This window comes from Microbacterium ureisolvens (assembly GCF_019511645.1).
Taxonomy (GTDB): Bacteria; Actinomycetota; Actinomycetes; order Actinomycetales; family Microbacteriaceae; genus Microbacterium; species Microbacterium ureisolvens_A.
Map to the genome: position 1 here is coordinate 1 of NZ_JAEUAX010000021.1, position 25,505 is coordinate 25,505.

The window sequence follows — 25,505 nt, forward strand, 5'->3', positions numbered from 1 at the left end:
ACCTTCCTCACCCCCACCACCGACACGACACCCCCGCTCACCGGGTGGCGCGGGATCCTCGCGGGCCTCGGCATCACCGTCCGCCCCTCCCCGGCGGAGGTGCGGCGGGCTGAGGAGCGGGCGTTGGTGGCTAGGCAGTGGGCGGGATGCCGCACCCTGGCCGTCGTCAACGGCAAAGGCGGGGTCGGTAAGACGATGACCACGGCGATGCTCGCCGCGGTGTACGCCCGGGAGGGTGGCGGGACGGTGTTGGCGTGGGACAACAACGACACTCGCGGCACCCTCGGTTGGCGCACCGAGCAGGGCTCGTACGACACCACCCTCCGCGACCTCCTCCCCGCCGCACCGGGACTCCTGGCACCGGGGGCGGGGGTGTCGGACATCAGCCGGTTCGTGCACCACCAGACGGCGGATCGGTACGACGTGCTCCGCTCCAACCCGGAATTGCTCGCCACTGACCAACGCATCGGCGCCCCGGATTTCGACGTGCTGATGCAGGTCGCCGCCCGGTTCTACCGAATGGTGATCTTTGATTCCGGCAACGACGAATCCGCCGAACGGTGGCTGCGGATGATCGATTCCTCCTACCAACTGATCATCCCCACCCTCGCCAACCCCGAATCCGCCGAATCCGCCGCCCTGCTCCTGGATGCGCTCCGCGGTCGCGACGAACGCTCCGCCGCTCTCGCTGACCGCGCCGTCGTGCTCGTCACCCAATCCGAACCCACCGGCACCACCGGCGCCCGTCGCATCGCCGACGGGTTCACTGGTCACGTCCGCGCCGTCCACACGATCCCGTTCGACCCGGCCCTGAAGGCCGGGCCGCTGCGGTTCGACTCGCTCCGCCCCGGTACCCGGGACGCGTGGCTCAGCGCCGCCGCGTCCGCCGCCGAAGGCCTCTGAACGGTGTGACTGATGAATCAGAGCATCCTCGGCAAGGCGGCCGCGATCCTCATCGGCGCGGCGATGCTGCTCGCGCTCGCGTTCGGGTTCATCGCCGAAGCCACCACCTCGCTGACCTGCGGCGCCCGTGCCGTCCCGGTGAACCTGTTCTCCGGGCTCGTCCTCGCCGCCACCGGCGACCCCGACGCCTACGCCGCGCCCTCCGGCTGCGTGCTGCCGGTGGCGATCATCCGGATCGTGGATGTGGTGGCGGTGCTGCTGGTGGCGGGGTTGGCATGGTGGGTGCTGGTGGCGGTGCGCCGGTATCGGGAGTCGGATCGGGCGTTCATCACCGATCTGCGCGCCCGGCCCGGGTTCGCCACCAGCTCGGAGATCCGCGACCATCTCTCCGCCAAAGCCGTCCTGCGCCGGGCCGCCCAACTCCGCCCCGATCTCGTCAAGCCGACCGCGACCGATGTGGGGTGGCGGGTGGGCAGGTCGCGGGGGCAGGACGTGTACGTCTCGATCGAGGACTCCGTCGCCCTCGAAGGCCCACCCCGCTCCGGCAAGGGATACCGGGTGCTGATCTCCGCCATCCTGGACTGGTCCGGCCCACTCATCACCACGTCGACCACCAACGACAACCTGACCGCGACGATGCGGATGCGGCAGACCCGCGGCACCGTGCACGTGTTCGACCCGCAAGGACTCTCCGGCATCCGCCACCCCCTCCGCGTCTCCCCGATCGCCGGCTGCGAAGACCCCCTGGTCGCCATGCAACGCGGCACCGCGATCATCACCGGCACGGCGCTGGGCGCCTCCCGGACCAACGAGGAATGGGCGCAAGCGTCCGGGGTCGTCCTCGGCCGGCTGCTACACGCCGCCGCCGTCGGTAACAAGACGATCGCCGAACTGTACGACTGGGGCACCAGCCCAGCGCAGACCCGCGCCGCCGTCGACATCCTCAAGACCGACGGCACCCCCGGCTGGGGCGACAGCCTCGACGCCACCATCTCCGCCGACGAGAAGCTCGTCTCCTCCATCTGGTTCGGCGTCCAAGGCGCCGTCGCCCCACTCGCCGTCCCACAGATCCGCGACGCCCTCCTCCCCCACCCCGGCGATGAAATGTTCGACCCGCGCGAGTTCCTCGACGCCGCCAACACGCTCTACCTGATCGGATCATCGTCGGGGGCGTCGGCGATGGGCGGCTGGCTCGGTGCGGTCCTGGATGACATCGTCGAGGTCGCCCGCACCACCGCGCTCGCCTCCCCCGGCTCCCGCCTCCCCCACCCGCTCGGGCTCATCCTCGACGAGATCGCCAACATGTTCCGCTGGGGCAACCTGCCGAGGATCATGGCCGACGGCGGCGGCCGCGGGATCTGCACCTTCATCGTGCTGCAGGCCCTCTCCCAGGCGGAGACGTCCTGGTCCCGCGCCGAAGCCGACACGATCTGGGCCGCCGCGACCGCGAAGGTTCTTCTTGGTGGCGCCAGTCACGTCGGCCACCTCCGCGACATCGAATCCCTGCTCGGCACCCGCGACACTCGTCGTGAGCAGCGGTCCTGGTCCACCCGGGAGGCCGGGCACTCGACCAGTGAGCATCTTGAGCGCCGCGCGCTGATGTCGGTCGACGAGATCCGCCGGCTCCCACCCAGCGTCGGGCTGCTCGCCTACCGTAACCGCCGCAGCGTGCTCCTCGACCTCGCCGGGTGGGACGAACGCCGAGACGCCCACACCATCCAGGCCAGCAAGCAGGAGACCGAGCGCGAGCAGCGGGCCGTGTTCGACACGACCGCGCGGGTCCGTGACTCCCGGACTGCCGCAGTTGCGGAGTCCGAGAGTTCCGAGCCGGTGGAGGGGGTGACTGAGGCATGAGCAACCGTCGCCGCCCGGCACTGTTCAACCTGTACCGCAACGAGTTCCTCCGTTCGAAGGCGTGGTTCGCGCGCCGCGACCGCTGGTTCACCCAGCACACCGCCACCGGGCAGCCCCTCACCTGCGCCGGCTGCGGGAGGGCCGCGACCCGATCGCAGCTCGAGCTGCACCATCTCGACTACCGCGGGGTGAGACTTCTCGACGGCGCCTGGACCGCCGGGGAGGCGGATGAGGATCTGGTGGCGATGCACCCGTACTGCCACGACCTGCTGCACCGGCTCATCGACCGCGACGCCGTCCTCTCCCGCAACCGCACCCGCCGCACCGCCTCCCATCTCGCGCTCGCCCGGCTGCGGCAGAAACTGCAGCCCGGCACCGGGAGCGCCGCATGAGCGACCTGCCCCCGCCCCCGGATTCCGACGACGCGCTCGGCAACGACATCGCCGGCCACGACCCGAACCACCGGTACGGGTCCTCGGAGCCGCTGGGCGCGCACATCATCAACTGGTACACCCTCCCCGATCACAAGGCCCCCGCCGCGTGGACGGCCCTCCGGGACTGGGTGGAGTGGTTCACCGTCCGCTACCGGCTCTCCGAATCCGTCGTGCCGGCGTGTTGGTACAAGCACGGGCAGCTCGTGGAGGAACTCTCCGCGCTGCACACCGCGCACACCGTCGCGTTCGACACCACCGACGCCGGGTTCGGCCCGATCGGCTGGCACGAACGACTCAGCCTCGCCCTGCCCCGGATCGCGAAGGCATACTCCGGCGGCTGCGCCCGCGGCCACGACCCCCTCAAACCCCGCTCATGGCACGGGATCACCGATGAGCAGGAATGGGACGCGTGGACCAGGAAGGCCCACGCCCACCGAGACACCGACGGTGTCTCTGACAGGAAGGAAGAAGGATGACCACCAGGATCCCCGTCACCATCGAGGGCAACCTCACCAGTGACCCCGAACACGGCAACGCCGAATCGGGCAACGAATACGCCCGGTTCACCGTCGCCATCAACGACCGCCGCCTCAACGAGACCACCAACAGGTGGGAAGACGTCGGCACCGTGTTCCACCGGGTCGTCGTGTTCAACCAGCAGGCCCGACACGTGGCCGACTCGCTCCGCAAAGGCGACAGCGTGATCGTCGCCGGCGACCTCCGATTCGGCACCTACGTCGACAAGGAGACCGGGCAGTCCCGGGAGACCCGCGACATCGTCGCGGACAACGTCGGCGCCTCACTGAAGTTCGCCGACGTCATCGTCGACCGTGCCCCAAAAGCTAACGGCCCCGCAGCACACGCTTCGGGGCCGATAGCGACACCGGCCTCGTACGCCGGCGCCGAACTGTCACGCTGACCTGAACCAACAGACAAGCGGGGCGAGAGTCACTGTACTCCCGCCCCGCTCTGCTGCCCAGCCTGCCCTCGTACCACCTATGCCCTCATTGTCCGGGCCCCGTCCGCGCTGCCCTGCTTCCGGGACGCCGATTGCGTCTCCTAGCCTCTGACCTCGTTGCCGGCCAGGATTGCGGTGCATCCCGGAGGAAGGTCGAAGTCGACCTGGTCTTCCGTGAGCCGGATCCCGATCGGACCCAGCGCGGACGGGATGACGAGGGCGGCCCACTCCAGGCCGGTGTTGCCGGGTCGCACTTCGAAGCGTCGCCAGCCGGGTTCGAGCATGCGCAACCCGAAGACGGCTTCGGGGATGAGCGCGGCCGGGCCCGCACCCCAGGCGTGGCAGAGGCTGCGCGCGTAGGGGCGGCCGTACATCTGCCAGTGGGATTCGCCGGGGTTCGGAAATTCCTCCCAGAACGTGGTTGCGTCCAGGTCGAGCATGGCGCCCCAGTCGTCGCGGATCCGCTGCAGCACGTGCGCGGGACCCGCGCCACGGGTCTCTGCACGGAGCAGAAGCGTCTGCATGTAGGGCGTGCGGCCGCGTTTGCCGGTGAACGCGCTCAGCACCCCGGGCTCGGTGACCGGATTGCTGATTCCCGCGTCGACGGCAAGGAAGTTCGCGTACGTGTCAGGCCGGGAGGCACCGTCGGCGCATGCCCGCCATGCGCCATGTTCCGCACTCCATGCACGGTCACGGAGGGTGCGCAGCGCCCGGTCGCGGGTGTTCGCGATCTGTGCGGCGAGGGTTCCGTCCACGAACTGCTTGGCACTGTCGAGCGCGCGGACCCAAAGCATCTGCAGCGCCGTGGAGATGCTGCCGGGCGGCAGCTCATAGCCCCAGTCGATCAGCACCGACCCGGAGTTCGTGGCGGTGAACCCGTGGTGGGTCATCGTCGGCGCGAACAGGCCATCAGCGTTGGCTTGGTTGAGCAGGTCGCCGATGAACGGCTCGACGCAGCCAGGCAGATCGCCTGCCTGGTGTGGGAAGTATGTCCAGAGGATGTCGGCGGTGATGAGCCACCACAGCGAGTAGTCGGAAATGCCGTTGACGTAGCCTTCGACGGGGCGGCCTAGGGCGAGATGGCTGTCATAGGCGATCTCGGCGTCTGCGAACGTGAACGCGTTAGCCATCGCCGAGATCGCCTGGTCGCCCACCCACGGCATCCGGTCCCGCTTCAGACCGTCGACCATGAGTCCCTGCATGCACAGCCGCAGCGTGTACGCGCTGACCGCCCAGATCTTCGACAGCCTGGGGTCGGAGCACACGAACGCACCGCGGGAAGCGACCGGGCGGATGTGAGCCACTGCGTGCGCGTCCGCCTCGGGCTGAGGCGCAACGACAATATGCCGCATCGCGACGGCATGCCGCGTGGTCCACAGTCCCGGGCCAGCGGGCACCGTCTCGTGAACGTCTTCCTGTCCGGCGCCTCGGGCGAGGCGCGCTTCCTCACGGCTCTCACCGGACGCGAACGTCGGCGGCGCGGCCGCGGCGACAACCGGTCGGGCGAGGAGCTCTGCCGGCGCGGTCAGCAGGTCACCGTCTGCGGTGAGCGGGAGGGTGAATGTCGGTTCCACGTCGAGGTGTGGCGGCTGGGATCCGCCTCGCTGCCGACGCAGCCTCTCCACGCGACCGTTCTGGGTGATCGCGCTCAGGGTTGAGCTGAGACGGCCGGCACCTTGAACGATGACGAAGGTGGCGGGCTCGTCGGGAGTCGCGGCGGTCACCTCGATCTTCAGCTGCGCACCGGCCGGCGGGTTCAGCATGATCGGGCCGTCGCTGTCACGGGTGGTGACGGCGGCGCCGTCGACCCAGATCTGCATCGCCCCTGCGGGCTGGATACCGATCGGGTCGCTCCCGGCTGCCACGATCGCCCCGACGATCAGAGTGCCGGCGGGGCGCCGGTAGTTGCGTGCGTACTCGGAGTAGACGGCGACCTCCTCCGAGCCCGTCACGAGGCGGTGCAGCAAGCCGGCTTCGTACTCCCCAACGCCATACCACCACTCCCGGTCAGGCGCGGAACCGACATCGTCCGGGAACGGGTCGGGGCTGTGCGCGGCAGCCCGAGCGAGCGTGCCCTCGATATCAGTGGGGGCGACGGTGCCGGCGGTGACCAAGGTCATGTTGTCTGCTTTCTCGTGTCAGAAGATCATCGACAAGAGGTTACACGTGCCAGTAGGGTGTGCAACAGCAACATCGTCCACGTTCGACGAAAGGAATCGGATGCTGCAGACCACCCGCAGTTCGATCACCCCCGGCCAGGTCTGGTTGGACACCAAGGGAGAGCGAATCCACACTCATGGCGGCTCGATCATCACTGTCGATGACGTCTTCTACTGGTACGGCGAGAACAAGGAGAAGTCCACGCCCGGCAGCGGCATCTGGCATTACGGTGTCCGCTGCTACTCGTCGACGGACCTGTACAACTGGCAGGACCGCGGGCTGATCATCCCGCCCGACCTGGACGACCCGACCTCCCCGTTGCATCCCGCACAGTACCTGGACCGTCCGCACATCATCTACAACGCGCACACGCAGAAGTTCGTCTGCTGGATCAAGGTGATGACCCCGGGTGAGCCGACGCAGCGTTCTACCGTGCTCGAGGCCGATTCGATCCTCGGCCCGTACCGGATCGTCAGGTCGTGGCTGCGCCCGCTTGGGATGAACGCCGGCGATTTCGACCTCGTGGTCGACCCAACCGACGGCAAGGGCTACTACTACTTCGGCCGGGTGCACTCAGAGCTCATCTGTGCCGACCTCACCGAGGACTACACCGATGTCACCGGATACTACTCGACGCACTTCCCGCGCCGACAGCCACCCTTCGTGCGGGAAGCGCCGTCCTACTTCGCCCGTGACGGACTGCACTACCTGATCACGTCGGGCACCACCGGCTACTACCCGAACCCGTCAGAGATCGCCGTCGCGCCCAGCTACCACGGCCCGTTCACGGTGCTCGGTGACCCGCACGTAAACGACCCCAGCCGCACGTCGTTCCGCACCCAGATCTCGTCGGTGTTCCAGCACCCGCACAAGAAGGATCTGTACATCGCGATCGGTGACCGGTGGCTGCCCCACTACACCGACGACTCCAGTGCCGCGCTGCAAGCCTTCGAGGAGCACTTCGGGCAGGAGCAGGGCGGCGATGTCGAGCCGATGGACGAGCTGACCACGATCGACACATCCACGGCCGACTACGTCTGGCTGCCGTTGCGGTTCGACGGGTCGATGGCCTACATCGACTGGAAGGAGGAGTGGCGTATCGAAGACTACGACTGACATCACCTCCCGCCCTCCCTGGGCGAAAGAACTGCTCCCCGGCGCAAGACCACCTACTTCCGGTCTCTCGCCGGGGAGCGTTTCGCTGTCTGAGGCTCTTGACCTCGCCACGGGGCGGAAGGAAGGTGTTGCCCGGCTGCGATGACGATGGAAGTACGCGGCGGTGTTCTGAGATGTCGTGGCGGCCATCTCCACGCCGGTCGCACGACGAGTGGCCCATGGCACGCGGCCGGCACCGAAAGGTCGATCGGAGGAACACTCATGACGACCAGGAGGACGCTGCTTGCGGGTGCCGCGATCGCAGCGCTAGCAGCAACGACACTCCTCGCCCCCATGGTGGCAACCGCCACCCAAGCTCGGAGTCCAGGCGACGACAGGCCCGTCGTCTCCTAGAGGGCCCAGATCGGTCAACTCATGCGGATCGATACGCTCACCGGCGCGAAATCGGCGTAAGCGACCGGGTTGCCGGTGCCGCTCGGCACCGCCGGCGGGGCGATCGACATCGCGTTCGTGGACGCACGGCGTACGTGCTCGTGACCACGGTGGGCGACGACATCCCACGTGACACACGAACGACGTCGACGCATTTACCGTGTCGACGACGCGGACCGTTTCACGGTCATCGCAAACCTCGGCGACTGGTCGGCGCAGAACCCGCCGCCACCGGACATCGACTTCTTCCTCGCCCGCGGCGTGCAGTACGCGATGCATGCGATCTGGGGCGGTCCCTTGGTCACCGACGGCCACCATAATCGCGTCCTCAGGATGTCGATGTCGGGTGACATCACCCTCGTCGAGCAATTCGGCAACATCGTGCCCACCGGCATCACTGCCCTCGGTCCCTTGGTTTCATGGCGGAGGCAGGACCGGTGCCGCACGAGCCCGCGGCCGGTGAGGTCGTCGGATTAGGGCTGTGGAACCCGCAGCCGAGAGGTGTCGCGTCCGGATAGAGCCTCACCACCGACGTCGCCCTCGGAGATTGCGGGCTCCAGCGCTGGCAAGCATCGTCGATGCGGAGGGTGCTTCGCCAACGGCTACGTCGCCGCCTGGTGATCCGACAGTGCCACCTGAAAGGATGTCGGCGGAGGGGCGCCTCTACTGCTCCTTCGACGACATCCATGTTGCGATGACGCCGGCGACGCAGCGCTTATCGCCTCGAACGAGGCGTAGTGATCGAGCCGATCAGCCTTTGACTGCGCCGTCGGTGAGACCCTTCATCACCCGCTGGTTGAGGATGAGGTAGATCAGCAGGGTCGGGACGATGGAGATGCAGATCGACGCGAACGTGGGCCCCCACTCGGTCTGTCCGAACTGCCCGATGAACGCCAGCAGGCCCGCCTGGATGGTGCGCGAGTCGTTGGTGGTCATGAACGTCAGCGCGAAGAGCAGGTCGTTCCAGAAGAAGAAGAACTGCACGATCGCGATCGTCATGATGGCGTTGCGCAGCAGCGGCAGCGTGATGGAGAAGAACACCCGGTAGATGCTGGCGCCATCCACGACGGCGGACTCGATGATCTCCCTGGGCACAGAGCGGTAGTAGCCGGCCATCATGAACACGGTCAGCGGGAGGCCGGTGGCGGTATAGGTGAGGATGAGGGCGAGCGGGTTGTTCAGCAGTCCGGAGCGGAAGTACATCGCGAACAGCGGGAGCAGTATCATCTGCATCGGAACCATCAGACCGATCACGAACATCAGCAACACGCCGCTGCGGCCGCGCCATTTCAGCACCTCGAGCGCGAAGCCCGCCATGACCCCGGCCGCAAGCAGCAGAATGATCGCCGGGAATGTGGCGAGGATGCTGTTGCGGATGTAGACATCCATGTTGCCGCGGGTCCACGCGTCGACGTAGTTCTCCCAGTACAGGCCCTCAGGCAGCGCCCACATCGGTTGTGAGCTGAACTCCGATGGGGACTTCAGCGACGACATCAGCAGCCACAGCAACGGCAGCACCTCGATGAGGATGAGCAGGGTGATGCCGAGCGCGGCCAGCACCTTGCCGATCGTGAACCGGCGGCCGCCGGAGGTCAGCGTTTCGGCCACCGCGTGGCGTTCCGGCGGCGCTTGCAGGGTGGCGGTCATACGGTGACGTCCTTCCGTGCGCCGCGGAAGATCGCGACGGTGACGATCAGGCTCAGAATGGTGAGGGCCATCGCGATGGTGGACCCGTACCCGTACTCCATATAGGAGAACGAGGTGCGGAACATCGCGAGGGTCAGCGGGGTGGTCGCCCCGTTGGGTCCGCCGTCGGTGAGGGCGAACACCGAGTCGAACACCTTAAGGCTGCCGTTGATGCTGAAGATCAGTGCGGACACCAGCACCGGCAGCAGGAACGGCAGCACGATGTGGCGCACCAGGGTCCAGCGGTGCGCGCCGTCGAGGCGAGCGGCCTCGATGACATCGTCGGGGATGGTGACCAGCCCGGCGTACAGCAGCACGGCGTAAAAGCCCATGGATCGCCAGACGTCCATGACGACGAGGATGAGGAACGCGGTGTCGGGCTGGCCCAGCCAGTTGACGGCGTCGAAACCCAGCCATTCGACGAAGGCGTTGACGGGACCCTGCTGCGGAACGATCTCGAACAGCTTCACGAACATCTGGGCGACGGCGGCGGTGGGCAGCACGATCGGGAAGAACACCAGTGTCCGCACCAGCGCTGAGGACCGGCGGAGGTAAAAGACGTACAGCAGCGCCAGGCCCAGCCCCGCCGCGACCTGGGCGAGGGTGACGACGACGGCGTACTTGACGCTGAACAGGGTGGCCTGCCAGAACGTGGGGTCGCCGATGAGCTTGATGTAGTTGTCGATGCCGACCGGTTCGAAGCCGGAGATCGGGTTGCCTTCGACGAAGGTGTAGCCCGTCGACCAGACGATCGGGACGAGCATGATGACGGTGTACAGCAGCAGCGCCGGGCTGAGGAACAGCAGGATGGCCCGACGATCGCCCAGGACCTTGTCCATGGAATCTCCTTGCAGAATCGAGGGGTCCGGGCCGATAGCGCCCCGGACCCCTCGTAGGCGTGTGGCGGTCTACTGCGCTGCCTGCACCTGCGCCATGAAGTCCTCCGCGGTCAGACTGCCACCGATCAGGGCGGTGGCGCCTTCCTGTGACGCGGTGGTCCCCTTCGACGACTGCGAGGACTCGAACCAGCCGATCGACTCCGTCGTGCTGTTCACGCGTTCCAACGTCTCCGCGACCAGCTCGGACTCCGGCGCCTTGTCCGTGGCGAACCCGGTGATGAGGTCGAGGTTCTCCATCGCGACGTCGCCGTAGTTCTCGACGAGGTACTTGAGGAACTCCTTCACCTGCGGGGTGAGAGTCTTCGCGGTTACCGCCATCGGAAGCCCGACGTTCGCGGGTGTCTGCGCCGAGTCGCCGGCGCCGCCGTCGACGTTCGGCACCGGGAACCAGCCGATGTTGTCGGCGCCGATCTGGTTGCGCTCCTCGTCCTCGAAGCTCGAGATCGCCCAGGAGCCCATGTAGTAGATCGCGGCGTTGCCCTGCAGGAACTGGTCCTCGGCGGGCGCGTACTCCAGCGCGTCGGGTGCTTCGCCGAAGTACCCTGCTGCGGCGAAGTCGGAGATCACCTGCGCGCCGGCGACGTACTCCGGGTCGGTGAACGCTGCGTCCCCGGCGGCGGCTGCCGGAAGCGCGTCCGGTCCGACGTCGCGGGAGATGTAGCCGCTGATGAGGCGGGTCACCGGCCAGCCGGCCTTGCCCGCGGTGGCGAACGGCTGGATGCCGGCGGCCTGCAGCTTCTCGGCCGCGGCGGCGAGGTCGTCCCACGTCTCAGGGATCTCGATGTCGTTGTCGGCGAAGATCTGCTCGTTGTACCAGAAGCCTTCGATCGCCACCTCCAGCGGCAGCCCTACCAGGTGGCCGCCGTAGAGGTTCTTGATGATGTCCACCGACAGCGGGTTCAGCTTGTCCAGCACCCCAAGCTCTTCGAGCACGGGTTCGAGGTCGATGATCTTGCCGGTCTCGTACAGCTCGACGATCTGCGACGGGGTGCCGACCTGGAAGAAGGTGGGCAGAGCGTCCTGGGAGGCCATCAGCTGGATCTTCTGATCCATGTCGGCGCCCAGGTAGTCCATGGACAGGGTGGCGTCGTTGCCGTAGTCGTCCACCAGCGTCTGCATGGTGAATGCGCTGCCGGTGCCTTCGGCGGAGCCGGTGAGGAATGAGATTTCGAGCGGACCGTCCGAAGACTCGGACGGGGTGGCTGAGCCGCTGCAACCGCTCAGCACGAGTGCGAGAGCGGCGCCGGCTGCGATGGCGGCGATCTTGGACCGCATGGGACCTCCTGGTGTCGGGTAGGGACACTATCGTCCCCGGTGATCAGGATGCTAAGCGGAGTCACTTGCACGTGTCAATAAGCAAATTACACGTGCCAGTTACATTTGTCAGTAGAGTGGGCCGGGAACGGTCCCAGGGCAGGAAGGGCGACGATGCAGAAGCGAGTCACCAGCGCCGACGTGGCGCGTGAAGCGGGGCTCTCCCGGGCCACGGTCAGCTACGTCCTCAACGGCGATCCGCGTCAGCAGATCCCCGAGCCCACCCGTCAGCGGGTGCACGAGGCCGCCGCCAAGCTCGGCTACCGCCCCTACGGGCCCGCCCGGCTGCTGCGCGGCGCCAAGAGCCGGCTGGTGCTGATGTTCACCCCCGGGCTCGAGCACGCGTCGGACTTCGTCGCCGCCGACATCATCACTCGGCTCGGCGACGAGCTGTCCACGTCCGGCCTGCACCTGATGTGGCAGCTCGGCGACTCCGAGACGCAGGGCGCGTCCATCGACCTCGCCCCGGCGGTGGTGCTCTCCTCGGCCCGCGAGTCCGAGGACGCGTTCGTGCAGTTGACCCGGCAGTTCGAGGTTCCAGTGCTGCCGGCATTCCCCGGCCTGGACGAGTTCATCGCGGGCGCCGCCGCCACGCAGGTCGAGCACCTTGCGTCGCACGGCCGCAGCCAGCTCGCGTTCGCGGCACCGGATCAGGTGGAGCTCGGCCCGACGGCGGCGTTGCGGTGGGGTGCGGTGCAGCGCGCCGCGGAGCGGCTCGGGCTGCCGGAACCGGTCCATGTCGTCGTTCCGACCGGACGCGAGGGCGCACGTTCCGCGTTGTCCCGACTGTTGGACGAGCAGCCCTCGGCGACGGGCATCTGCGCCTACAACGACGTGGTCGCGTTCGGTGTCCTCGCGGCCGCCGCCGACCTCGATGTCGCGATTCCGGAGCGGGTCGCGGTGATCGGCGTCGACGATCACCCGCTCGCGCCGCTGTCGGTTCCGGCGCTTACGACCGTGCGGGCGGATGTCGGCGAGTTCGTGACCGGTCTTGCCCGCGCGGTCGTCGCCGCGGCGCACAATGAGCCCATCCCTCCGGTGCTGCTTCCGACGCGCTCGGTCGTGGTGGAACGCGCCTCCGGCTGACCACGGGAGAGGTGCGGGCATGCGGCGGATCGGGGGGCATCCGCCGCATGCATCCGTCTTCGTCAGTTCAGCACGTTGAACTCCCCCACCGACCACCAGGTGTTCGTGCTGGTGCCGGTCTGCTTGAAGAGCACGTAGCGTGCCGTGGTGGATGCGAACTTCGCCGTGATGACCGGCCCGTAGCCGGCGCCTTCGGCGACCTTCGTCCAGGCGCCGCCGCTGGACACCCACACCTCGTAGGTCTTGGCGAAGTCGGTGCCCGCGGACAGGGTGCCGCCCGCGACCACCTGCACGCCTCGGAAGGTGCGGGTGCTGCCCATGTCGACCTGATACTGCTCGGTGCCGGTCAGCGCCGCGCCCGATGCCCAGCGGGTGTTCAGCAGCCCGTCGATGCCCAGTGAAGGGGCGCCCGAACCGGTCGGCACCGTCGATGCCGTCCACCCGGTGCGAGCGAGCGGTGTCAGCGTGGCGGGCGCGCTGTCAGGCCGGAGCACGTCCACTTCGGCGAGGGACCAGTAGTTCGCGGACGCCGGCAGTGTCTCGACGATGCGGAGGTAGCGGGCCTGGGTGACCGGCCATCGCACCACGCTCGTCTGGGTGAGACCTTCGATGTCGGCGACGGTGCGCCACGTTGTGGCGTCCAGCGATGCCTCGATCCGGGTTGCCCGGCCGTAGTCGCCGGTGAATGCCGCGGAGTCCAGCCGGATGCCGTTCACCCACCGGTTCTGGTGCATGTCAATCTGGAACCATTGCCCGTCCGCCTGAGCGACTCCGGTGGACCATCGAGTCGTCGCACTGCCGTCGAGGACGTCGCCTGCCGCGGTGCCCGCCCAGGTGTGGGAGGCGGATGTGGTCCAGCCTCCGCGATCGGTGGTGGTTGCCGGTGCGTTCAACACGCGGAATTCTCGGATGGTCCACGGGTTCGCGGACCAGTTCGCGGTCAGCGTCACCCGCACGTATCGGGCGGTCTGTGCGCCGGTGGCAATGAATGTCTCCCGCGATTGGCCGTTGCCCTTCGCGACCGGGGAGCTCCAGGTGGTGCCGTTGGTCGAGGTCTGCACCGAGTACACCCGCGGGTAGTCGCCGCTGCTCGCGCCGGAGTCCAGCTCCAGCGTGTTGAAGGAGCGCGACGAACCGAGGTCGACGGTGAACGTCTGTCCGCTGGTCTGGCTGGTCGCGGTGGTCCACGCGGTCTGCATCGTGCCGTCCAGTGCGTTGCTGGCGGCTGTGCCGCTGGCGGTGCTCGATCCGGTCGCGGTCGCGCCGTCGCGAGGCAGCAGGCCCGATGCGCTGTTCCACACCGATAGTTCCCCGACCGACCACCACCTGGACGCGGACGCGGTCAGCGAGACCCGCACGTAGCGTGCGGTCTGTGGGGAGAACGCGATGTTGGTGATCGATGGGGTGCCGGCGCCGGTCGCGACCGGGCTGCTCCACGTCGAGCCGTTAGTGGACACCCGGACCTCGTACCCGGCGGGGAAATCGCCGGACAGCTCCATCTGGTTCAGCGACACCTGGTCGAAGGTGCGCGACGCACCCAGGTCGACCGTCAGGCTCTGACCAGCGGTTTGGTTCGCCCCGCTGCTCCAACGGGTGGTGGACTGCCCGTCGATCGCCTGGGTCGCGGTGAACGCGCCCGCGGTGTGGGAGGCGGTGGCCGTCCACCCGGACCGGGACACCGGGTCACCAGTGGTCGGTGTGATCACGTAGGTGGCGATGGTGTCCCCCGGGATGGTGTCGCTGAACTGACCGTCCGGGGTGGCGATACGCACCGTCTTGTCGGTGGTGGACTCCTGGGTGGTGATGTAACGCGTGTCGGCGCGGTTGACGACGACAACCACGAGCGTGCCGTCAGGGTTGCGGAAGGCGACGTTGTAGATGTCTCCCATCCGGTCCGGGCTGTCGATGCGCTGCGCACCCTGGTGCAGGAACTTCGAGAACTGACCGAAGACGTAGTAGTACATGTGCAGGTCGAAGTCGGTGTAGTCCGACGCCTTCGGCATGATCATCGGCGGAGTGTCGGCATCCGGGTCGCTCATGTTCACCGGGATGTCCTGCCACCAGCCGGGACCGGCGTTGTAGAGCGTGCCGTTCACGGTGCTGAACTGAAACATCATGCCCCAGCCGTTGTAGCTGCTCACGCCCGACCGGAAGTACTCGATCAGCTTGTTCGCACCCTGCGTGATCTCGGTGAGGTGCGTGGTCTTGTCCGGGTACAGCGCGGTGAACGCCTCCGGCGCCCACATCTTCTGACCCTCGTAGTTGTGGAAGCCGAGGCCGTCGATGTTGCCGCGGTCCGCCGGGTCGGCCAGCAGGTCGTCGCCGACCGGGAACGCGCTGTGCTGATTGTCGTCCAGACCCCAGACCTTGGTGGTGAGACCGGCGGTGTTGAATGCGGTGCGCAGCACCGCCGCAAAGTCCGCCTCCTGCGCGGGAGTGAAGCAGTTCGTCGGGTAGGTGCGGGCGATATCCGGCTCGTTCTGCAGCGAGACGACCGCGATCGGGATGCCCTGCGCCTGATACGCCTGGATGTACTTCACGTAGTACTGCGCGAGTACCGGGTAGTAGTCGACGCTGGACCCGGTCGCCGCGCCGTGGTGCACGGTGTGGGCGTTGGCAGGCAGCTCGGCGCAGTTCTTGTTGTCTGGCGCGATGATGCTGTTGCTGGTCTTCATCCACGCCGGCGGTGACCACATCGACGCGAAGAACCGCGTCTCCGGGTTGATGCGCAGGATGTCCTGCATGACCGAGATCTTGCCGTCGGTGATGTCGCGCTGGATGGAGAAGTTCGCGAGCGTCGGGTCGGCGACGCCGCCGTTGTCGTCGTAGGTCCAGAACCCGGTAGTCTTCGCCGTGCGGCAGAAGTCCGCGCACCCGATGGTGGTGCGCATCAGGTTGAAGTTGATGCCGTTCGCTTCCGAGAAGATCGCCTGCAACGCTTCCTCACGGTGGGTGGGGCTCAGCCGTGTGAGGTGGTAGATGGTGGTGTCCTCGAGTGTGGACCCGAAGCCCTCGTAGGTCTGGTACCGAATGGACGGGTCTACGAGCACGGTTGTGGTGGTGTCGTTGGTGAGGGCGGACAGCGTCTTGTCCGCCTGCGAGGACAGCCGGTAGCTGCCTTCGTCGACGTTGTAGGACGAATAGGTCACCGAGACCTTGCCGCCGGTTCCGGTCGAGGCGGTTCCGACCTGGGGAACCGCGACGACGAACCCAGCCGCGATCACCCCCGATGCCGCGAGGATCGCGGCAATACGATGCGAGAACTTCACAGGAGCTCCTTTGCTGAGTGAGGCACGAGTTACACGTGCCAGCCGCACTCTATTACACGTGTCAGTAACGGTAAAGGATCGCTGTCGGCCGCGCCTACGAACCGCCCATTCCGTCGCAACCACCAGAGCGAGGAAGAAGCCGTCTGCGGTTTCCCGGTCCGCCGCCCTTGCCGGGCCTTCTCCTTGAATTACCGCCGCAGCGAGGCCGGGGACGCCGCCGTGACGGTCGGCGTCGTCGCGCGAACGCGTCGTTCGGCGTTCTCGGCGTGGCTTGGCGCAGGGTCCAGCGTGGCTCGGATGCGGCGTTCGGTCTCGGCAGCGTCGAGCTGCTGGGCGTGCTCGCGGTGTGTGCGGATGAGGTCGGCGTGAGCGCGGGTGCGGGATTGGTACTCGTCGGCGAGCCGGTCTCGGGCGGCACGGAGGTCGCCGTCGATTTCGATAGGGCGGCAGTGTCCAGCCGCGGTGTCGCCGGCGATCCGGGCGTCGAGGTCGAGGAGCGTGCGCCACGTGGCGTGCAGCCATTGCGTGGCCGAGTCGACCTCCCGGCGGGCGGTCGCTTCCCGCCGCTGGTACTCGGCGTGCACCCGGTCGATGTCGAGGACGTGGCCGAGGGGGCGTCGGGTGTGGTCGGTCCACGGGACGGTCGCGGGCGGGCGGGCGGCGCGGCTGAGTTCGGTGTGGGCGGCGCGGAGCGAGTCGTCGATGCTGACCTCGGGGATGCCGCGGAGCATACAGTCCGCGATCCGGTCCCTCGCCTCCGCGTCAGTCCCGGCGATCGCGATCGCCTCGTTGTGGCTGCGGCCCCGGGTCATCCCGACGTAGAGCCCGGACGCGTCGACGCCGGGGCCGACGATAGCGGCGTCGGTGGTCTCCCCCTGAATGCCGTGCACCGTGGACGCGTAGGCGAGGTGCACGTGGCGGGCCGCGTAGTCGAGGGTGACGGTGCGGGTGTCGCCGCTGTCGGATGTGCTGACCAGTTCCAGGCCGGTGGGCGTGATGTGGCGAATGGTCCAGACGGCCCGGTTCTCGACGCCGGTCTCGCGGTCGTTGCGGCGGGTCTGCACCACGTCACCCTCCAGCAGTCGCTGCTCACCCTGTCCGACCGCGATCCGCTGCAACGTGAGCTCGCCGGTATCGACGCGGCGCTGCTGGATGGCCTCGTTGATCGTGTCGGCTTCATCGTTGGTGCCGGTGACCAACGCGACGCGGTGGTGGTCTCGGGTCCACCGGAAGTACGCCTCAACCATGACGTCGCAGGCCTGAACGTGGTCGGACACGCGATGGATCAGGCCCTTGGAGTCCAGCTCCGCGGCGACCGCGAGGGCGGCCTCTTTGGACGCGGGTTCCCGCATCCGCAGCGTGAGAGCGGCGTAGTCCGGGTCGCGGAAGCGGTGCACGGCGGTGAGTTCGACGGCGGCGGTGGCGCGCCGGGTGAGGGCGGCCATCGCGCCGGAGTGGCCGACCGGGCGGGCCTGCAGGTGATCGCCGACCATCGCGATACCGGCACCGGTATCGGCCGCGACAGCGGCGAGCGCGTTCGCGGTGTGCAGGTCGATCATGCCCGCCTCATCCACCACGATCCGATCCCCGGCGGCCAGCGGGAACCGTCGCGGCCCCTCGTACACCAAGCCGGTGGCGGAGTCGAGGTCACCCGGAGCCAGCCGGGCCCACACCTCGGCGCCTGCGTCATCGCGACGCCACCGGTAACCGTGGTCCGTCAGAAGAGCGTGCAGGCTCGACGCCGTCGTGCCGAGCTCGCGACCGGCCACCGAAGCAGCCTTCTTCGTTGGCGCAACCACCACCATCGCCCGTCCGCGACGGGCCAGCGCGCTCTTGGCGACCCGCAGCATGGTGGTCTTGCCCGCACCCGCAGGACCGGTGACCGCCACCAGCCGATCGGTACCCGCGATCGCCGCCGCCGCCTCCACCTGCTGAGGATCCAGCGTCACCCCCTCCCGCAGCACCTCACCCGCAGTCGCGACCATCTCCTCGTCGGGCGCCGGGGTTCCGGGGTGGGTGAGGGCGTCGAGTCGGGCGGCAAGTTCAACCTTCAGCGCCGCGGTGGAAACCGCCATGTATCCCTTCACATGGGCGGGCCGGTCGCCCTCGTCCGCCAACAGGTCGACGGTGAGCTCGACGGCCTGGCGCAGCACTTCATCGACCACCGGCTGCAGTTCCTCCCGCGCGCCGACGACGCCCGACGAGGCAAGCGCGCGAGTGGCGCCCGCACGCAGATCGAACACGCTGAACCGACCCCCGCACGCGGTCGAGCGGGCATCCGCATCCACCGCGGCGCGTGCCGCGAGCAGCCCGAAGTCGAGATCGTCCAGCGCTGCGCCGCCCACCGACACCGCGAGTCGAGGCTCCAGGATGGTGGGATCGAGGGTGGCGAGTTCGTCGATGATGAGGTATTCCCAGGCGGCCTCGTCGATGCTGTCGGGCTTGTTCGGGCGGGCCTTCGCCCACGCCAGCCGGTCGATCTGATGCAGCTGATCCGGGCTCGGATCCTGTCCCGGATGCTCCGCCCGCCACGCGGCCAGAAGCATCGCCCGGTTCGCTTCGATCTGCGTCGACCGCCGGGACAGCGGCCGCACCACATGCGCCAGCTCAGCGATCTCCCCGTCGGCGTTCAGGGTGTACCCGTGGCAGGCGAGCGCGCGCAACCAGTCGGGGTCGGTGCGGGCCGCCAGCTCTCCCTCCGCGTTGATGACGGTGTGCAGCTTCATCGCCACCCGGGAGTCCACGTTCGACCACTGGCCATCGCACCCCAGAACCTTGACACTCAGCCACAGGTGGCGATGGATGTGCGGGTCCAGCGCACGGGAGCGGCGGTGCTGCAACTCGACCACCTCGACCCGGTGCAGGGCTTCCCGGATGCGGCCCCCGGCGCCGCGACGAGCATTCAGCTCCGCCTGCCAGGTCGTAATGATCCGGTCCCGGAGCCGGTCCTGCAGCGCCTCGAACGCCGCCGCCAGTTCCGGATGGATGAGCGCGGCGACGCTGTACGACTTCGGCGCATTGATCGTGCCGTCCAGGATCAGATCCGCGTCCGCGGAACGGAGATCCCTGCCCCGTCGCTCCCCCGTCACCGGGTCGCAGCCATCCACCCACCGTCGCAATGCCGTCTCGTCCAGCAGGTCCGTCCGGATCACGCCGGCCTCCACGGTGAACCTCGTCACACCCACCGAGTCGCCGCCCCCGTACGCGGCGAGCGCATCCACCCCGGCCGATCGCAGATGGGAGTCACACGACCCCTTCAGGGCGTAGGAGAGCGCCTGCCGAACCCCCTGCGATTCGACACCCCGCTTCCACCGCTCGAGGCCACCCCGCATTCCAACAGAGTAGACCTAAACTGCTTAACTTGAAACGACTTCCACAGAAAGTGCCTGCGTGCATTCCGCTTTTCTTGTTGGCTCGCTTCCTCGTCCTTGGTCGCTGGCCGCTCGTCGCTCGTCGCTCGTCGCTCGTCGCTCGTCGCTCGTCGCTCGTCGCTCGTCGCTCGGGCCACCTTCGTCAGGGCGGGCTTCGTCCCGGGGCAGCGTCCGTGGGTTCGGACCTTGCGTTCGCAAACCGAGCCCCCATCGCGCACCTCATCGGCCCGGCTCTCTGCAACCGCACTCGCTGAAGCTCCGATCGCGCTGCCGCCCTCCCTGGACAGCTCGCTCAACGACCGGCGAACGCGCAGCGCTACCGTCTTCATTAAGCGTTGGCGTTCATTTGCCCTGAGCGCTTGAAGCCTCGACCATGCCCGTACCCAGCAGGTGGGTCAATCACGGCACAGCTTCACCACTGCCCGAGAATTGTGATGTGTCCGTAGAGCTTCTCGCAGTCAACGCCGTTAGCGATCGAATCGCGGCCTGCCCACGGCTCAGTCCAGAGATCGCGACCGGAGACAAGACACCCGTTACAGATGGCCACGTCGACTTCTACGACTCCGAGAAGCAAAGCAAGAAGACGCTCGGCGGCCGGGTTCCGGTACAGGTCAAGGGCCGGGTAACCAAAACGCGCATCAAGCAGTCTCGTGAGAGCCAATCGTTCCAGGTCGAGCGGGACGTGCTTCGCTTCTTTCGAAACCACGGCGGTGGCATCTACTTCTACGTACCCATGCGTGAGGGCGGCGCCCAGCGCGAGATCTTCTACGCGATCCTGCTTCCGTTCAAGATCGATCGGCTACTCAACGGAGGCACCGAAGCTCAGAAGACATTCTCAATCAAACTCACTCGCTTTCCCACGGAGCCACAAAGGATCGAAGGAATCGTGCACCTCGCGTGGCAGGGGCGTTCTCAGAGCTCCTCCGCTGGCGGGAACGCGCACCTCCTTGAGCAGGCCGAGAGCCTGACCGTTCATTCACTCGTCGGGTTCGACGAATCTCGTCCCACCCGTCTCGCGCTTGCTGAGACCGACTACGTCGTAGTTGCACGCCTGCCCGGGGGCATCGAGATTGCGCTTGACCTGGATCTGGACGTCTTTCCGCACGACTACATCGAGCGCGAGCTCGCTGTTCCGATTCGCTGCGGGGCCGTCGAATTCACCAATGGCACGGGTCGCCGAGTGGATGAGAATTCCCTGGTCCTGCGACTCTCGGACGGACTAGACCTCCGACTGACTGTCATTGACGAGCTTGTGAGCGCTGCTCTGAACCTGACGCGCGAGGGTTCATTCCGGAGCCAGGCCAAGAACCTCGACTTCGTCCTTGCGGCGGCCGCGGGGAACCCATTGGTTGTTGGCGATCGCTCGCACAGACCTCACGCAGGGGATCCGAAGCTGGAGACCGAGCTGCGCGCTGTTCGTGCCGAGGTCGCACACTTGATCGAATTGTTCGATGAACTCGCGATCAGCGACGACTTGACCGCGTCGCTCGAGATTGACGATAGAACGAGCCGGGTACTTCTCGCGCTCCACGAGGGGATCGTTCAAGACAGGGCGGTGCAAGGAACATCGGACGGCACCGGACGCTTCGACATTTCCCTTGGGTCGCACAAGGTCATGGTCATCGTCCTGCCCGCCGAGGACGACAACCACCGACGGATCATCGACCCATTCGATCCCGCGAAACGTGATCGCTTCCGCATCTATCAGCTCGATGACAATGGCTCGCCAGAGCCGACTGAATTGGGAACTGTGTACGAGTCGGTCACGCCGGAAGAGATGGCATCGGTGCTGAATCTGCGGCTACGCAACATCGTGGGTACGTATGCGGTGCTTGATGATCGCGCCGCGGCGCGAGGTAAGGCCAATCTAATGGTTCTTCGACTTCTCTCAGCTGCAGATCTTGCGTCCGATCCTGGCCACCGTGATGAGCTGATTCAAGGTGCTGCTGATTTGTGCGACTGGCTGAGGTCGGAGGAGCCGGACTCCCTTGTGCACCGAATCAACTCGTGGCAAGTCCGGTACCGTCTGGCAGCTCTCGACGATGCCGATCGTCGGGAGATCCGCTCGGCCCGGCGTTCTCTGAGGAGAGAAGAAGCCCAGGCGGCGCTACTGGAGGTGTGCCTGCTCATTCTTCTCGAAGACTACGAAGAGCTCGATCTTGTTCTGCAAGAGCTCGACGATGACGAGGTTGCGGTCCTGAAGAGCTGGCCCGTATGGGCACTCACCCGCCGTCGACCCGAGGCGAGAGTGGGTGCTGCCCGATTGGGTGTCGTCTGATCTGGCTTGCACCGAGCATCCCTGTCAGCACGCATCGTCGCAAGCGGCTCGACGGGCACCACGATCCGATCCTCCTTAGCCCGTTTGCGCTCGGCAAGGTCGCCTAGGACGCGGGGTGCAACGAGTTCACGTCAACCTTTATCGCGGATCGCGTACCAACGATGGGCGACTCCGACTGAGTATTGGAGTCTTGAGGGCCACTGATTATTGCGGTTCAGGGTCACTCGATATTCCCTCTCGGGGCCACCGGTGTTGCCGGTGAGCGCCACCCCCGCGGGCGCGACGCTCACCGGCCCGGGATCAGCCGGCCGACGTCGTCCCAGCCGATGCCCTCCCGGTCGGCGGCATCGATCACCGCGGCCACGCTAGTGCGGGACATGCCCTGCGCGGCGATCTGCCGACCCGTGAGCCCCTCCGCGCGCAACCGAAGCACGAGCTTCGCCTTGATCTTGCGTACCATCCGAATCACTCCTTCTGCCGCGTGATAGGCCACGCGGCAGAAGGAGCCTAGGAACGTGGCCCCGAACCCGAATACTCGGTGGCCCTCACGGACGCGATCGCGTCGACGGGCGCGTGGCCCTGAACCTCAATATCGGTGGCCCTCAGAAGAGCGAATACTCACTCCGACACCGTGGAGATTCGCGGCGATGTCCGCCTGAAGCAATATTCTCTCGCTATGCGCGTTCAAGGGGAGATCGCACAAGTTCTCGTCACGGTCAAGGCAACCCCGCAGCCTTCGACGACATATGGCGACACCTCGTGCGTGGCAGGTATCCGCATGGATGGAGACAAGCCCACATGGATCCGCCTGTACCCCATAGCGTTCAGGTGGCTCGACGGCGAATCCCAGTTCAAGAAGTACGACGTCATCGAGCTCGAGGTTCGCCGCAGGGACTCTGACACGCGTCGCGAGAGCTACTCGCCGACGCAGGACTCCTGGCGGGTCGTAGACAACCTCGCTCCTTGGAAGCCGCGGCACGCGGTGGTCGGGCAATTGGAGCCCACGACGACTTGCGAGCTCATGAAGGACGCGTCCGCGGACGGCTCCGCGCCGTCGCTTGGTCTCGTCTACCCCACTGACATCGACCGCCTCGAGTTCGAGCCACACCCGCCCTGGACGTCGGACCAACTTACAAAGATGCAAGATCGAATTGACAAGGAGTCGACGGCGCTCATCCCGATGAGCGGCTCGATTCCCTCGATTCTCAAAGCGCCCCAATTCAAGGTCCGCTATCGCTATCGCTGTGCCTCCGCGAGTTGCGGTGGGCATCAGGGGCGAATCCTGGATTGGGAGTTGACGTCGCTGCAGAACCGCCTGCGCTACGAGGGCAAGGACGTTCAGGCAGGCGTAGCCAGTAAATTCGTTGATCAGATGTTCGCCCCGGAACGCCAGGCGGGCTTCTACATGGGGAACTTCGAGCTCGCCGCCCGACGCGGCAAGTTCTCGGTGCTTGGCGTCTACTGGCCGCGCAAGAGCGAAGCGGTGTTGCCGCAGCCGGCGCTGTTCTAGGCGTCGACGAGGTCGTTCTTGAGCAGGCGTGTGACCCGCTCGATCACCTGCTCGCGGTGGCAATGCCGCTCATCGTGCTCGTAGCAGAAGACCACCACGTCGCCCGTGCGAGCAAGCTCAGCCAGTTCCCCGAGCGCGGAGACCGCAACATCGGATCCGAGCGTTGCGGTAAACCGGGACCTCGCCTCCTGAGCTGTCGCGGAGTCCAACTCGCTATAGCCAGCCCGGTTGTCTCGCTGGTTCCCGAGAGCTGGCATGTGAACGTACTCGATCCCCGACTCGGCCAGCGCGCCGGACAGGGCGCGCTTGCTGAACCCCTTTTTCCTGGAGATAGCGTTCAGACGGACGTCGACGAGCGTCTTGATGCCGCGCACACGCAGCTTCGAGACGAATGCATCGATGGTGAGACCCTCGTATCCGATACCCGTGATGCCCACGTTCCGTTCCTTCCGTCGACGTAACCGATGTGCGGCGACCCGGCACCGCGGACTGCAGTAGAGCGCGCCCTCGCGCGCCGCGAACCCGCGCCCGCAACCCGTGCAAACTCGGTTCGGCGACCTCCTCGCGCGAAGCTCGCGAGCAACCGTTGCGGAGAGATCCGTCAGCTCATCCAACGATAGAGCTCTGACATCCCACATGTAACGGATCATAGCCGTTACATACGAGATGTCGACGAGGCTGCGCGAGCAGACGGCGCGTCGTCGTTGGGCGTGCATGGTGCGATAAACTGGATGGACGCCTCTGCACGAGCGCTACGCCTTTCCGCGACGAAGAGTCAACGATCCGCCGGCCATCACGATATGCGTAACGGTTCCGTCGATCTCGGGGGAGCCGCGGCGCAAGATCCTGTTCGAGCGTCGGCCGGATGTTCGAGGACCCCGTAGGTCTCGAGCTACACAACGGACGACGCCTGTGGATCCTGCGCTGACAGACCACCTTTCTGAGTTGGCGTCGGGCTTGCGGGGAGTGCGATGCCGGTTAGCGAGGCTTTGTGTTTGGCGGGATTCTTCAGCTCCTTGCGGAAGCGAGTGGAGCGATTCCCTGGATCGTGCTCATTGCGGCGGTCTTCTTCGCCCTCCTGACGGCCGTTGTCGTCGTGGCGCTGGCGTGCAAAGGGGAACGTGCTGACCGCGCAGTCCTCATCCTGCGGATGCTGCTGCGCTCTCGGGTCCCCCGAGAGTGACGGCCGCGCTACCCGAGGTTCGCGAAATACGCCCGCAACGAAGCCATTGCTTGCGGCAGGTTCACGATCCTCTCCTGCACGCCGGCCAGCGCGCGGCCGGATCCGAGGTGGAACGCGCGCATTCGGACGTTCCGGGACGTGGACTCAGCGCACACGCCGATGGCCGTGCGGCCCCCGGATTCGGGGCTCTCCGCACAGTAGGCGTGTCCGGGGTGAGTGACGCGACGCCAGTCGCGACGCTGACCCATCGCGGTCACAAGGGCGTTACCGAAGTCGTCCGGGCTCGCGTGGCGTGCGCCCGGGTCCACGCTCACTCCGCGTCGGACGACGGTCGCGACGGCGCGAGGAACATGTGGGGCAAGGCCTGAGATGTCCCGAAGCACTCCGCTCGTGAGGAGTTCCTGCTGACGCAAGCGGGTCTCCCGGTGGTCGACGGGGTATTCACCGGACAGGAGGTAGAACACCGTCGCGGCTAGGGAGTAGACGTCGGTGGCGACGGAACACTCTCCGTCATCCGGCGCCGCCTCGGGGGCAAGCGTGCACCAGCTCCCATCCCGTGGTGCGTATCCATCATCGTCGAGCAAGATGCACTTCGCCACGTCGGATACGAGGACGCTGTCGCCCCGCCGAAGCGCGTTCGCCGGTTTGATGTCTCGATGGATCATCCCGGCGGCGTGGATGGTGCCAATCCCAGCGGCGATCTCGTGGCCGAACCGCACGGCGAGGGCGACCGGAAGGCCATGCGGCCGCGCATCAGCCTCAAGATCTCCGTCCGGCAGGAGGTCGGTGGTAATGAAACGGATGTCGCTGTTCAGGACGACATCGGCGTTCAGCACCGGGACGATGAAGTCGCTGCGAAGCTGCTCGAGCCGCTTGGCTTCGTCCCACGACTGAGGCGCACCGCCGTCGGGATGGAGGATCTTCAGAGCAACCGTCCGGGCGAGGTGCCGGTCGAACGCCTCATAAACTTCCCCATCCGAGCCGAGCTTGGATGCCAAGACGTAGCGGTCGTTCACTGTCGTCCCGGGCGGCAGCGCTGGATTACTCACGCG

The 25,505-nt window shown here is 66.8% G+C and carries 19 protein-coding genes; 10 read left to right on the plus strand and 9 right to left on the minus strand.

Annotation, left to right across the window (positions count from 1 at the left end):
* The 5 genes from JNB61_RS19435 to JNB61_RS19455 all read left to right on the plus strand — a co-directional run.
* On the plus strand, window positions 1-903 hold a 903-nt coding region (locus tag JNB61_RS19435), incomplete at its 5' end, for a MinD/ParA family ATP-binding protein (protein ID WP_220340708.1).
* A 12-nt stretch (window positions 904-915) separates the two neighbouring features.
* A complete protein-coding gene (locus JNB61_RS19440) occupies window positions 916-2,757 on the plus strand; it encodes a type IV secretory system conjugative DNA transfer family protein (protein WP_220291861.1) in 1,842 nt (613 codons plus the stop codon).
* Window positions 2,754-3,149: a hypothetical protein gene (locus tag JNB61_RS19445; protein WP_220291859.1), complete on the plus strand. Its 396-nt coding sequence runs from the start codon at window positions 2,754-2,756 to the stop codon at window positions 3,147-3,149. The genes JNB61_RS19440 and JNB61_RS19445 overlap by 4 nt, the downstream gene beginning before the upstream one ends.
* Window positions 3,146-3,667: a hypothetical protein gene (locus JNB61_RS19450; protein WP_220340709.1), complete on the plus strand. Its 522-nt coding sequence runs from the start codon at window positions 3,146-3,148 to the stop codon at window positions 3,665-3,667. The genes JNB61_RS19445 and JNB61_RS19450 overlap by 4 nt, the downstream gene beginning before the upstream one ends.
* Window positions 3,664-4,110 carry a single-stranded DNA-binding protein gene (locus JNB61_RS19455; protein ID WP_220291849.1) on the plus strand — a complete coding sequence of 149 codons (447 nt, stop codon included), beginning with the start codon at window positions 3,664-3,666 and terminating at the stop codon, window positions 4,108-4,110. The genes JNB61_RS19450 and JNB61_RS19455 overlap by 4 nt, the downstream gene beginning before the upstream one ends.
* Window positions 4,111-4,250: 140 nt before the next feature.
* Here the strand turns inward: JNB61_RS19455 and JNB61_RS19460 are convergent, their stop codons facing one another.
* Window positions 4,251-6,269, minus strand: a complete 2,019-nt coding sequence (locus JNB61_RS19460) for an alpha-L-rhamnosidase-related protein (RefSeq protein WP_220292736.1) — start codon at window positions 6,267-6,269, stop codon at window positions 4,251-4,253.
* 100 nt (window positions 6,270-6,369) lie between these two features.
* Between JNB61_RS19460 and JNB61_RS19465 the strand changes: the two genes are divergently transcribed.
* The gene (locus tag JNB61_RS19465) at window positions 6,370-7,425 is read left to right on the plus strand and encodes a family 43 glycosylhydrolase (protein ID WP_220292734.1); all 1,056 of its coding nucleotides are present in this window, start codon (window positions 6,370-6,372) and stop codon (window positions 7,423-7,425) included.
* A 561-nt stretch (window positions 7,426-7,986) separates the two neighbouring features.
* Window positions 7,987-8,334: a hypothetical protein gene (locus JNB61_RS19470; protein WP_220292732.1), complete on the plus strand. Its 348-nt coding sequence runs from the start codon at window positions 7,987-7,989 to the stop codon at window positions 8,332-8,334.
* A 273-nt stretch (window positions 8,335-8,607) separates the two neighbouring features.
* Here the strand turns inward: JNB61_RS19470 and JNB61_RS19475 are convergent, their stop codons facing one another.
* From JNB61_RS19475 to JNB61_RS19485, 3 genes are all read right to left on the minus strand, one after another.
* Entirely contained in the window at window positions 8,608-9,504 is an 897-nt protein-coding gene (locus JNB61_RS19475) for a carbohydrate ABC transporter permease (protein WP_220292730.1), read from the minus strand.
* Window positions 9,501-10,382: a carbohydrate ABC transporter permease gene (locus JNB61_RS19480; RefSeq protein WP_220292729.1), complete on the minus strand. Its 882-nt coding sequence runs from the start codon at window positions 10,380-10,382 to the stop codon at window positions 9,501-9,503. The genes JNB61_RS19475 and JNB61_RS19480 overlap by 4 nt, the downstream gene beginning before the upstream one ends.
* Before the next feature lie 69 nt (window positions 10,383-10,451).
* The gene (locus JNB61_RS19485; RefSeq protein WP_220292727.1) at window positions 10,452-11,717 is read right to left on the minus strand and encodes an ABC transporter substrate-binding protein; all 1,266 of its coding nucleotides are present in this window, start codon (window positions 11,715-11,717) and stop codon (window positions 10,452-10,454) included.
* Between the two features lie 153 nt (window positions 11,718-11,870).
* Here JNB61_RS19485 and JNB61_RS19490 point away from each other — a divergent pair, with 153 nt between their 5' ends.
* Window positions 11,871-12,842, plus strand: a complete 972-nt coding sequence (locus JNB61_RS19490) for a LacI family DNA-binding transcriptional regulator (RefSeq protein WP_220292725.1) — start codon at window positions 11,871-11,873, stop codon at window positions 12,840-12,842.
* Window positions 12,843-12,904: 62 nt separating this feature from the next.
* Here JNB61_RS19490 and JNB61_RS19495 read toward each other — a convergent pair whose 3' ends face one another.
* Together JNB61_RS19495 and JNB61_RS19500 are read right to left on the minus strand one after the other, a co-directional pair.
* On the minus strand, window positions 12,905-16,111 hold the full coding sequence (locus JNB61_RS19495) for a discoidin domain-containing protein (RefSeq protein ID WP_220292723.1): 3,207 nt from the start codon (window positions 16,109-16,111) through the stop codon (window positions 12,905-12,907).
* 188 nt (window positions 16,112-16,299) lie between these two features.
* On the minus strand, window positions 16,300-19,443 hold the full coding sequence (locus JNB61_RS19500; RefSeq protein WP_220292721.1) for an AAA family ATPase: 3,144 nt from the start codon (window positions 19,441-19,443) through the stop codon (window positions 16,300-16,302).
* 475 nt (window positions 19,444-19,918) lie between these two features.
* Here JNB61_RS19500 and JNB61_RS19505 point away from each other — a divergent pair, with 475 nt between their 5' ends.
* Entirely contained in the window at window positions 19,919-21,760 is a 1,842-nt protein-coding gene (locus JNB61_RS19505; RefSeq protein ID WP_220292719.1) for a hypothetical protein, read from the plus strand.
* Between the two features lie 286 nt (window positions 21,761-22,046).
* Here the strand turns inward: JNB61_RS19505 and JNB61_RS19510 are convergent, their stop codons facing one another.
* Window positions 22,047-22,220, minus strand: a complete 174-nt coding sequence (locus JNB61_RS19510; protein ID WP_220292740.1) for a hypothetical protein — start codon at window positions 22,218-22,220, stop codon at window positions 22,047-22,049.
* A gap of 171 nt (window positions 22,221-22,391) precedes the next feature.
* Here JNB61_RS19510 and JNB61_RS19515 point away from each other — a divergent pair, with 171 nt between their 5' ends.
* On the plus strand, window positions 22,392-23,270 hold the full coding sequence (locus JNB61_RS19515) for a hypothetical protein (protein WP_220292717.1): 879 nt from the start codon (window positions 22,392-22,394) through the stop codon (window positions 23,268-23,270).
* Here the strand turns inward: JNB61_RS19515 and JNB61_RS19520 are convergent.
* Window positions 23,267-23,707 (minus strand): DUF488 domain-containing protein, encoded by a 441-nt coding sequence (locus tag JNB61_RS19520; protein WP_220292715.1) that lies wholly within the window; start codon window positions 23,705-23,707, stop codon window positions 23,267-23,269. The genes JNB61_RS19515 and JNB61_RS19520 overlap by 4 nt on opposite strands.
* Window positions 23,708-24,461: 754 nt before the next feature.
* The gene (locus tag JNB61_RS19525) at window positions 24,462-25,502 is read right to left on the minus strand and encodes a serine/threonine-protein kinase (RefSeq protein WP_220292714.1); all 1,041 of its coding nucleotides are present in this window, start codon (window positions 25,500-25,502) and stop codon (window positions 24,462-24,464) included.
* Window positions 25,503-25,505: the final 3 nt, after the last annotated feature.